The 11,335-nt window shown below is 49.4% G+C and carries 8 protein-coding genes; 5 read left to right on the top strand and 3 right to left on the bottom strand.

What is annotated here, in order from left to right; all coding sequences use genetic code 11:
* The first annotated feature begins 397 nt into the window (after positions 1–397).
* From lnt to holA, 4 genes are all read left to right on the top strand, one after another.
* The gene (gene lnt / locus ACJHVI_RS05275) at positions 398–1,873 is read left to right on the top strand and encodes an apolipoprotein N-acyltransferase (RefSeq protein ID WP_483183609.1); all 1,476 of its coding nucleotides are present in this window, start codon (positions 398–400) and stop codon (positions 1,871–1,873) included.
* Positions 1,842–4,457, top strand: coding sequence for a leucine--tRNA ligase (leuS, locus tag ACJHVI_RS05270; RefSeq protein ID WP_483183608.1), 2,616 nt, complete (start codon positions 1,842–1,844; stop codon positions 4,455–4,457). The genes lnt and leuS overlap by 32 nt, the downstream gene beginning before the upstream one ends.
* A gap of 129 nt (positions 4,458–4,586) precedes the next feature.
* A complete protein-coding gene (locus tag ACJHVI_RS05265; protein ID WP_483183606.1) occupies positions 4,587–5,090 on the top strand; it encodes an LPS-assembly lipoprotein LptE in 504 nt (167 codons plus the stop codon).
* Between the two features lie 2 nt (positions 5,091–5,092).
* On the top strand, positions 5,093–6,106 hold the full coding sequence (gene holA, locus ACJHVI_RS05260; RefSeq protein ID WP_483183605.1) for a DNA polymerase III subunit delta: 1,014 nt from the start codon (positions 5,093–5,095) through the stop codon (positions 6,104–6,106).
* Between the two features lie 55 nt (positions 6,107–6,161).
* On the opposite strand, the gene deoD is transcribed toward holA, so the two are convergent.
* The 3 genes from deoD to cdd are packed head-to-tail and all read right to left on the bottom strand — an operon-like array spanning position 6,162 to position 9,392.
* A complete protein-coding gene (gene deoD, locus ACJHVI_RS05255; RefSeq protein WP_483183604.1) occupies positions 6,162–6,872 on the bottom strand; it encodes a purine-nucleoside phosphorylase in 711 nt (236 codons plus the stop codon).
* Between the two features lie 47 nt (positions 6,873–6,919).
* A complete protein-coding gene (locus ACJHVI_RS05250) occupies positions 6,920–8,572 on the bottom strand; it encodes a phospho-sugar mutase (protein WP_483183603.1) in 1,653 nt (550 codons plus the stop codon).
* 16 nt (positions 8,573–8,588) lie between these two features.
* Positions 8,589–9,392 (bottom strand): cytidine deaminase, encoded by an 804-nt coding sequence (cdd, locus tag ACJHVI_RS05245; protein WP_483183602.1) that lies wholly within the window; start codon positions 9,390–9,392, stop codon positions 8,589–8,591.
* Between the two features lie 303 nt (positions 9,393–9,695).
* On the opposite strand from cdd, the gene deoA reads away from it, so the two are divergent.
* Complete coding sequence (gene deoA / locus ACJHVI_RS05240; protein ID WP_483183601.1) at positions 9,696–11,003, top strand: thymidine phosphorylase; 1,308 nt, start codon at positions 9,696–9,698, stop codon at positions 11,001–11,003.
* Positions 11,004–11,335: the final 332 nt, after the last annotated feature.

Here is an 11,335-nt window from a genome sequence, read left to right as displayed (position 1 = left end):
CTGGCCTGCAAATGCCGGATATGGTCTTCTTGGGTAAATTGATCCGTGAATTGTACGGCGGTGGGGTAAGAGGTATAACGCGGTCCGCTCATGCGGTATTTTTCTATTAAAGCGGCATCAAAATAAGCTGTCATGTTTGTTTTATGTTCAAAATTAAGCGCGCATTGTAGCAAATCCCCGCAAGCCATGTAGGAAAAACTGTCGTATCTTTATGTATTTGATATAGTTATTCTCATTTTAAACATAATGCGCTTTATAAGGACTTATTTGCTTTGTCTATTGTTATTGCTTAGGTGCATCAGCCAAAACTGGATAAGCGGTAAGCCTTAACCGCTCGGCTTTGAGCTATGCTTGGAAAATTTTAAGCTAAAGTGGTTTGTTTGCTATGTATGCGCTGGTGAGTTTTTTCAGCGGTTTATTGTTTACCGCAGCCTTTTCCCCTTTTGATTATTGGTATGCGGCGTTTATTAGCCTGACGGCTTTGGCTTGGGTGTGGCTGCATGCGCCGACTAACCGCACGGTGCGTTACGGTTTCCTCTTCGGCTTGGGCAATTTTGGCTCAGGCGTGTATTGGGTTTATATCAGTTTGTATCGCTTCGGCAATGCGCCGCTGATGTTTGCCATTCTGGCGAATGTCTTGTTAGTGCTGTATTTGGCACTCTATCCCGCTTTGGTGGGTTATGTCTTGCGGCGTTTTAGCGCGCCGCGTTCGGTCTATCGTTTGCTGCTGATTCCTTTGCTGTGGCTGGGGGCGGAATTTTTACGCGCTTATTTTCTGACAGGTTTTCCTTGGTTGTCGGCGGCGTATTCGCAGCTTTACGGCGTGCTGAACGGTTTTGTGCCGATTATGGGCGTATTCGGTACGGGGCTGTTTTTACTGTTGGTATGCGCTTTATTGGCTTATACGCTGTCGCAGCGCGTGTTTTATCCGGCGGTGATTGCGGGGTTTATCGTCGTGATTGCCTTATTGTGCCGCGAATTGTCTTTTACGCATGCAATCGGTCAGCCCTTTTCGGTGGCTTTGGTGCAGGGCAATGCTTCGCAATATACCAAGTTTGATGCCGAGCATATGCAGAAGGATATGGAGGATTATATTGCGCTTAGTGCCGAGCGCAGTGAAAGCGTGATTATTTGGCCGGAAACGGCGGTGGCGTTTATGGAAGAGAGCATTAAAGCGCCGGTTTTGGAGCCTTTGGATGCTTTGTTTAAGGATAAGCGGCAGGCGGTGGTTTTGGGGATTCCCAGCGGCAATATTCGTGCCGATTATTATAATAGCGTCATTACTTTAGGAGCGGCAAACGGGCGTTATGCCAAAAATCATCTGCTGCCTTTCGGCGAATTTATTCCGTTTAAACCGCTGTTTCAAATATTCAACCGCTTTGTGGATATGCCTTTAGGCGATTTTTCGCGCGGCGGCAATCAGCAGACGCCGATTTTTACGCAGGGGATTCCCGCTGCGGTGTCGATTTGTTTTGAATCGGCTTTCGGGCGGCAGGTGCGGCAGGGTGCAGGTAAGGCGCAGTATTTGATTAATGTCTCGAATGACGGCTGGTTTCAAGGCTCGATTGCCGCGCATCAGCATTTGCAGATGAGCCAGATGCGCGCTTTGGAATTAGGGCGCGAGATGGCGCGGGCAACGAGCACAGGGATTACGGTATTTATTGACAGCCAGGGAAAAATTCTGAGCAGTCTGCCGCAGCATGAGCAGGCGGTGCTGTCAGGCTGGATTCAACCGCGCACGGGACTGACGCCTTATGCGCGTTTCGGCAATACGTTGTTTATTTCTCTCTGGCTGCTCTATGCTATCATTGCCGCTTTGTTGTACCCAATGCGGAAAAATCATGCAAAAGCAATATCAAGCGAATTTTATTGAAGCCCAAGTCCAAGAGAATTGGGCGAAAAATCAGAGTTTTCGTGCTGAAATCCAGCCGGATAAGGAAAAGTTTTACTGTTTGTCGATGTTCCCCTATCCTTCGGGACGATTGCATATGGGGCATGTGCGCAATTACACGATTGGCGATGTGATTTCGCGCTATCAGCGCATGAAGGGCAAAAATGTTTTGCAAACCATGGGTTGGGACGCTTTCGGTATGCCGGCGGAAAATGCGGCGATGAATCATCGGGTCGCTCCTGCCAAATGGACGTATGAAAATATCGACTATATGCGCAGCCAATTGAAATTGCTCGGTTTTGCCATTGATTGGTCGCGCGAGATTACCACTTGTCAGCCGGATTATTATCGCTGGGAGCAATGGCTGTTTACGCGTTTGTTTCAAAAAGGGATTGTTTACCGCAAAAACGGTACGGTAAATTGGGATCCTGTCGATCAGACGGTATTGGCGAATGAGCAAGTGATTGACGGCCGCGGTTGGCGTAGCGGCGCTTTGGTCGAAAAGCGCGAAATTCCGATGTATTACTTCCGCATCAGCGATTATGCCGAAGAATTATTAGCCGATTTGGACAAGCTCGAGCATTGGCCGGAGCGCGTGAAAACGATGCAGCGCAATTGGATCGGCAAATCGCGCGGCATGACCCTACGTTTTGCGATTGCCGAGCAGAGCAAAGCGGGCTTGAGCGGCGAGGCGGCGCAATATGTGCAGGTCTATACCACGCGTCCCGATACGATTTTCGGCGCTTGCGCGGTGGTTGTGGCTGCCGAACATCCTTTGGCAGGCGCGGCGGCGGAGAATCGCGCGGATTTGCAAGCCTTTATCGCAGAATGCAAGGCGGGTTCGGTCGCAGAAGCCGATGTGGCGACAATGGAAAAGAAAGGCATGCTGACGGGGCGTTATGTTATCAATCCTCTTAGTGGCGAACGTTTGGAAGTCTGGATCGCCAATTATGTGATTTGGGGCTATGGCGACGGCGCGGTCATGGTGGTGCCGGCGCATGATGAACGCGATTTTGAATTTGCGCTTAAATATGATTTGCCGATTAAACAAGTAATTGCCCAAGAAGACAAGCCTTATGACAATCAGGCATGGCAGGAATGGTACGGCGACAAAGAAAACATTGCTCTCATCAATAGCGGCGAGTTTAACGGTTTGAATTTCGAGCAGGCTTTTGAAGCCATCGGCAAAAAATTGCAAAGCCTCGGCGCCGGCGAGCCGAAAACCCAATACCGCCTGCGCGATTGGGGTATTTCGCGGCAGCGTTATTGGGGGTGCCCGATTCCGATTATTCACTGCGAGGATTGCGGCGATGTGCCAGTGCCAGATAAAGATTTGCCGGTGGTTTTGCCTGAAGATGTGGTACCGGATGGCAGCGGCTCGCCATTAGCGAAAATGCCTGAATTTTATGAAACGGTTTGTCCGAATTGCGGCAAACCAGCAAAACGCGAAACCGATACCATGGATACTTTTATGGAATCCAGCTGGTATCAATTCCGCTATATGTCGCCCGATTATACGCAAGGCATGCTTGAGCCCGAGGCGGCGGCATATTGGCAAAGCGCCGATCAATATATCGGCGGCATCGAACATGCGATTTTGCATTTGCTCTATGCGCGTTTTTATACCAAATTGATGCGCGACGAGGGCATTGTGCAAGTCGATGAGCCTTTCCAACGTTTGCTTACCCAAGGCATGGTGCTGGCAGGTACATGGTACCGCGAAGAGGAAAGCGGCAAAAAACATTGGTTTAATCCTAATGAAGTCAGTACTGTAACCGACGAAAAAGGGCGGATTACCGGCGGCAGTCTGCAGCGTGACGGCGAAGCGGTCTTATACGGCGGCATGGAAAAAATGTCGAAATCCAAAAATAACGGCGTCGATCCGCAAGCCTTGATTGAGCAATACGGCGCGGATACCGCACGCTTATATACCATGTTTACTTCGCCGCCTGAAAGCACTTTGGAATGGTCGGAACATGGCGTGGAGGGCGCGAACCGCTTTTTGCGCCGCCTGTGGGCTTATGCTTATGAATATCGCCAAAGCCTGAGTCAAAGCCATGACGCGATTGCGCTGGACGAAAAGCATCAAGGCATCCGCCGCGAAATTCATGAGCAATTGCGCAGCGCGCGCTTTGATTATGAGCGCAATCAATTTAATACGGTTGTTTCTGCAGCGATGAAAATTCTCAATGCGCTTGGCAATATTGAGCCGGATTATGCGGCTTTGCGCCGCGAAGGTGTGCGGATTCTGCTATTGATTTTGGCGCCGATTGTGCCGCATATTGCCAGCGTCTTATGGCAGGCATTAAACTTCGGCGGGGATTTGCTCAATCAGCAAATGCCGCAGCCGGATGAGGCGGCATTGGTGCAGAACCGCTTTACTTTGGTGGTGCAAATCAATGGCAAAAAACGCGGCGAAATTCAGGTGGCGGCAGATGCCGATGAGGACAGCATTGTGCAGACGGCATTAAATGACGGCGAATTGCGCCGCTATACCGACGGCAAAACGCTGCGCAAGGCGATTGTCGTGCCGCAAAAATTATTGAATTTAGTGGTAAGCGATTAAGTATGTTTCAAGATGCAGAACGATATAAAAATATTGTTCTGCGTTTTGTTTTGAAATGGACGCTTTGCGCCTCTTTTGCTTTCATTACCTTTCTTAAAGGGAAGGGTTTCAACCAGTAAGGAATTTTTGATGAAAAAACTCTGCTTATTTGCCTGTTTGTGTCTGCTTTCTGCCTGCGGTTTCCATCTCAAAGGTTTGGGCGACAACAGTTTGAATCTCAAAAATATTTATGTGATCAGTGCGACGGAGAAACTCGATGCGTCGCAGCAGCTGGCTTATGATGCCCTGCTTGATGCGCTTAGAGACAGCGGCGTTGCGATTGTCGATAGCGAGGCGGCAAGCGCGCATAAATTGGTGATTTCGCAACTGCATTTCCACCGCCGCGAAGTCGCCGTGGGCGGCGACAGCGGCAATAGTCGCGAATTGGAAATTACCGACGGCTATTCTGTGGCTTTGTTTAAAAACAATAAAAACTTAGGCGAAACAAGCGTGCAAAGCCGCAGTAATATTGCTTACAGCGCAGGGCAATTTATCGGCAGCATGCAGGAAGAACGCAATACGCATGAGAAATTGGCGCGCGAAAATGCGCACAGCGCCCTGCGCTTTATCCAGTCCAAAACCGCTACGCCTTAATAATGACCATCAGCGCGGCGCAGTTAAGCACGCATTTGCAGAAGCAGGGCTTGCCTGCCATGACTTTGCTCTACGGCGAAGAGCCGCAGCTGTTGCAGGAAGCCTTAGACGCGATTCGTCAGCAAGCCTTGAAAGCGGAGTTTAGCGAGCGTAAGCGTCTTGATGTGGGGCGCAGTGCCGCCGATTGGCAGGAATTGCTCAATGAGGTGGAAACCCCGTCTTTATTTGCGCCGCGCAGTTTGATTGAGGTGCACGGCGAGCAGAAAAGTCTGGATAAGCAGGCGGCGGCGCATGTGCAGAAAATCGCAGGTTTGCATTTGGATAATGTGCGGATTGTGCTGTATTTTCCGCGCTTGGAAAAGGTTAGCCAAGCGGCATGGTATAAACATCTGGCAAAACAAAATTTTTTAGAAGTGCGCGGCTATGCGCTTAATGAAGAGGAATTTGCCGCCCAAATCGAGCAGCGTCTGCGTCGCAGCCAATTGCATTTGGATGAGGCGGCAAAAGCCCTGTTCATTGATTATCACGAGGGCAATTTGGCGGCGGCGCAGCAATCGATTGCGCGGCTTTGCCACAGTCCGGCGCGCGAAGCTTTATTGGAAGAGGCGGATATTGCCCGCCTGCTGGACGATTTTTCCCATTTCGGCGTCAATGCTTTTCGCGAGGCATTGTTGCGTGGCGACTGGCTTGCCTGCTACCACAGCGCAGAAAAAATCGCCCAAAACGGTAAAAACGAAATCACTCTGCTAGTCTGGCAATTGGCGCGCGATGCCAATGTTTTGCTGGAACTGCATCATGCGCCGCAATCAAAAGAAGAGATTTTCAAACGCGCGCGCCTGTTTTATCCGCGCCAACAAGCGGCTTTGCGGCAGGCGGCACAGCATTTTCCCATCAGTCTGGTGTTGAGCTTAAATCAACTCGCCGCGAAACTCGACCGCATCAATAAAGGCGTAGAGCGCGGCGATGCTTGGCTGACGCTGCGCCAATATTGTTTATTGCGCCAACAACGCCGTTAAACATCGCCATTTCCGCTTCAAGCACTTGGAAACAGAAATGGCGCGATAGTGATATTTATAAAGTCAGAGCCGCATCCAGAGCGATTTCTATCATTTCATTGAAGGTGGATTGGCGCTCTTCGGCAGTGGTGTATTCTTCACGGATGATATGATCGGAAACGGTGCAGATGGTCGCCGCTTTCGCGCCGAATTCCGCCGCCACGCCGTAAATGCCCGCCGCCTCCATTTCTACGCCTAAAATGCCGTATTTGCGCAGGGTTTGCGTGAGCGCCTGATCAGGATGATAGAACAAATCCGAAGAAAACAAATTGCCTACTTTCGCCTTCACGCCCCGTGCCTGAGCCGCCTGAGCAAGCGCTTGCACGATGCCGAAATCGGCTAATGCGGCAAAATCATAGCCATGGAAGCGGCTGCGGTTGACTTGGCTATCCGTGCTTGCGCCCATGCCGATAACAACGTCGCGCACATGCACATCGTCTAAAACCGCGCCGCAGGAGCCGACTCGAATCAGATGTTGCACACCGTATTCCGTAATCAATTCTTTGGCATAAATGGAGCAGGAGGGAATGCCCATGCCGTGCGCCATGATGGAGATTTTTTTACCTTGGTAAGTACCTGTGTATCCGTACATATTGCGCACAGCGGTAACTTGTTCGGCATCTTGGAGGAAATTTTCTGCGATGTATTGGGCGCGCAAGGGATCGCCGGGCATGAGAACGGTTGGGGCGAAAGCGTCTTTTGCAGCGCTGATATGAGGTGTTGCCATATAAATTTTTCCTTAATAGTTAAGTGGATGAAAAATTGCTAAGCGTGTTAGCATTGCTGTTTGCCGTAACGTTCTTCGCGCAATAAGGCGCGCACGGCGGCGTCGAATTCCTGCAAAACGCTTTGCGCTTGCGCAGCGTTATCGCCTTTGGCATCCAGATAGCATTTGACTTTCGGCTCAGTGCCGGAAGGGCGCACAATCAAACGGCTGCCGTTATCCATGTAGAAGACCAAAATATCGCTGCGCCGCTCCGTATTCAAATGATCGATAAATTCGCTGACGGCATGGCTGCCGATATGGCTGGGCGCTTGGCTGCGCAAGGCTTGCATAAGCCGTTCGATATCGGCGAGTTCTTTCACGCGGATAGAGATTTGCGAACTCACAAAAGCACCGAAGGTTTGGGCAAATTCTTCCGCCAAATCTAACAACGTTTTGCCTTGCGCTTTTAAATGGCGCACTAAATCTAAAAAGACGATTGCCGCCGAAATGCCGTCTTTGTCGCGAACTTTGTCGGGATCGACCAAATAGCCGATGGCTTCTTCAAAACCATAGCGCAAATTTTCCACTTTACCGATATATTTGAAGCCCGTCAGGGTTTCTTCGCTGTCAAAGCCATAGTGTCGGGCGATGTGCGCTAAGGCGGGAGAGGAGACCAAAGAACAGGCAAAAGTACCTGTACTGCCCTGATATCTTTGCGCTAAATACCATGCCAAATAACAGCCGACGGTATTGCCATGCAAGGCTTTCCATTGTCCTGTCTTGTCGGCAATGGCAACTGCAAGGCGGTCGGCATCGGGATCATTCGCCAAAATAAATTCCGCGTTTTTGGTTTTGGCAAGCGCAATCGCCAAATCAAGCGCTCCCTTTTCTTCGGGATTAGGGAAAGATACGGTGGGGAAAGTGCCGTCCGGCTCCGCCTGCTCTGCCACCACATGCGGAAGCGGCAATTGCGCAGCGGCTAAGGTTTTGAATAATATTTCTTTACCCACGCCGTGCATCGCGGTGTACACATAATTCAATTCGCAGGCAGCTTCCTGCGCCAAGGCAGCGGTTTTTTGCACATAGGATTCAATCAAACTTTCTTCTACTAAGTCAAAAGCTTTGCTACGCGGATATTCACCAATCGGCGTTTGTGCGGCAGCGGCAATATTTTCGGCAATAGCGCTGTCGGCAGGAGAGACAATTTGTCCGCCGCCATTAGATTTGCCCAGATAGACTTTATAGCCGTTGTCTTCAGGCGGGTTATGACTGGCGGTCACCATGACTGCACCGCTGGCATCCAGATGCCGAATGGCATAGGCAAGCACGGGAGTAGGCAAAGCACGCGGCAGCAGATAGGTTTTAATTCCCGCCCCTGCCATAATGGCGGCGGTGTCTCGTGCATAAACATCGGAGTTTTTGCGTCCGTCATAACCAATCACGATACTGGTCTGCTCCGGGTCGAAGCTCAGCAAATAATCGGCAAGCCCTTTTGCCGCCTGCGCAACCAATACGCGGTTCATACCCATTGGTCCCGCCTGCTGAGGTCCGCGCAAACCGGCAGTACCGAATTGCAAACGTCCTTCAAAGCGTTGCTGCAATTGCGCAAGAGCGCTTTGATCACCGCCATCGGCGGCTTCGATTAATGCGCCAAGTTCAGCCCGCGTTTCAGCATCGGGGTCTTGTGCAAGCCATTGCTTGGCTGTATTGAGTAGGTCCATACACGTTCCTTTATTGTTATGGTGAAAGCGTTAAAATTTCCAGTTCGCATTGTCCTAATGCCTGCCATAATTCGCGACTGCGCGACTCATGTCCGCCGTGCGCGGTGCAGCATAATACCGCCCGACTCACTCGTGCAAGCGATAAACCGCTTAAACGCAGACTGTTAATCGCTACTTGCAAAGGCGGCAAACTGGGATTATAGGCGGCATTTTCCGCATAGCGCCCTGTAATGATTTTTCCTTCAAGCCCTAATGCAATGCCTGCGTAAGCACGACTATAAGGCGCATAGCAGGTGTTCGCCGCTTCAAAAGCCGCCTGTTCCAAGGCATCTAAGGAAGGTTTGGGCGGCGATAATTCATGCTGCATTTTATCTAGCAAACGAATATCCAAACCAAGATCTTTAGGCGAAAAACTATCGGGCAGATACTGTTGCAACAATTGGTCGCGGCTATGCGGCAAATGGATTTTTATCTGCTGCGCATGGCGCAATTCATTCAGAAATTGGCGGCAATGTCCGCAAGGCGTGTAATTCACCACAATATCGCTGATGATATCCGCGCCCCTTTGCCAAGCATGTGCAATAGCGCTTTGCTCGGCATGTACGGTCTGCCCCATATCCGCTTCTCGGCATTCTTGGTTGACGCCGATATAAAAATTGCCCTCTTTATCAATGGCAATTGCCGCCACATTAAATTGAGAAACCGGCGTCACCGCCAGTGTCGCCGCCTGCGGCAATAAAGAGAGAGCAAAGGCAATCGGATCATTGCCAAACGCCTTGCTGCCCTGCTCGACTTCATTTTTATCTAAAAAACTCAACATTTTTATTATTCCAAGTAGCAATTAAAAATAAGAATGGGTAGAATGCCTTTTCTGTTAACAACCTGTTAGTCCGTTCCCTTTTTATCATACTTTTTACATGGAGATATTTCAATTATGGAGGTTATTAACAGCATTTTCGATATGTTGACACTGTTTCGGATTAGGCTTACGCTGTTCATAGCATACTTTTATCTTATTTGGTCTTGTGAAGTCGTCATCACGACTGCAGGGCTAAACCTGCGTCAAAGCATATTGACGCTTCTACTTTGTTTAAAAATTGATTGAATCAAAAAGGAGAAATCAATGTTAATTCAGGAAATTATCCGTAAAAAACGTGACAAGCAAAAATTAAGTCCGGAAGAAATTCAATTTTACATCCAAGGCGTGACTGACGGCAGCATCAGCGAAAGCCAAATTGCCGCCATGTGCATGGCGATTTATTTTAACGATCTTGATATAGAAGAACGCAGTGCCTTAACGCTTGCCATGCGCAACAGCGGCGACAGTTTGCAATGGGAATCTTATCAGCTCAACGCCCCTACCCTAGACAAACATTCCACCGGCGGCGTGGGCGATGTGGTCTCATTAATGCTTGCGCCCATGCTTGCCGCCTGCGGCGGTTTCGTGCCGATGATTGCAGGACGCGGTTTAGGGCACACCGGCGGCACTTTGGATAAATTAGAAAGTATTAAAGGCTTTGATATTTTCCCTAATCCTCAGAAAATGCAGGAATTAGTTAAAGAAATCGGCTGCGTCATCGTAGGACAAACAGGCAATCTCTCTCCCGCCGATCGCAAAATTTACGCCACTCGCGACGTTACTGCCACGGTGGAAAATATATCACTCATCACCGCTTCCATTCTCTCTAAAAAATTGGCGGAAGGCTTAGACAGTCTGGTGATGGACGTTAAAGTAGGCAACGGTGCATTTATGCCAAGCTATGAATTATCCAAAGCCTTGGCACAAAGTATTGCCGCAGTAGCCACACAATCAGGCTGCCAAACGACCGCCTTATTGACAGATATGAACGAAGTCTTAGCCTCTAGCGCCGGTAATGCCGTAGAAGTGCGCGAAGCCATCCGCTATTTACGCGGCGAGGGTGTTCGCAATCCGCGTTTGCATGAAATCAACCTTGCCCTTTGTGCAGAAGCTTTGGTCAATGGCAAATTAGCCGATTCCCGCCAAACAGCCCGCCAACAATTGCAAAACGTTTTAGACTCTGGAAAAGCTTATGAAATCTTTGAAAAAATGGTTCATGCGCAAGGCGGTTCGACGCAATTTGATCAATTACCCCTTGCCAATATCGTCAAACCCGTCTTAGCGGAAAACGCCGGCTATATTCAAAGCATGAGCACGCGCGATATCGGCGTAGCGGTCATTAATCTTGGCGGTGGCCGACGCATTGCCAGCGATCATATTGACCACAGTGTCGGCTTTGATGAAATCTTAGCCATCGGCAGCAAAGTCGAAATCGGCACGCCTCTGGCAATGATTCATGCCAAAGACGAAGCTTCATGGCAAGCCGCCGCAAAAGCTTATCGCGCCGCCTTGCAGATCGGCGAAGCAAAACCTGAGGAGCGTCCTTTGGTTTACGAAACACTCACCGCCTAAATCGGAAATGCTCAAAAATAAACCCTGCATAAAGCAGGGTTTATTTTTGCTTAAGCAGCACAGCCGATAATGGCGTATAGTCAAAGATTTCAAAAAGAGTTACAGTTTTGATTCATTTTGCTGTACTCTTCTATAACGCTCGCAGCTTGATATTTTGTGTCACTTTTTCAGTTCTTCGACTATAGTAATCTGAAACCTTTGCAAAACCCCAAAGCATTTAAGTTGTTTTGGGGTTTTTAAGAAAAATGGCATTATGTGCCCAAATTTTACCCATTCATCCTGATTAAACAGCCCATTTCAAGCTGCTTACCGCCTTTTCAGGCAGCAATAGG

This window comes from Suttonella sp. (assembly GCF_056855035.1).
This window is presented reverse-complemented; position numbering and strand designations above follow the sequence as displayed.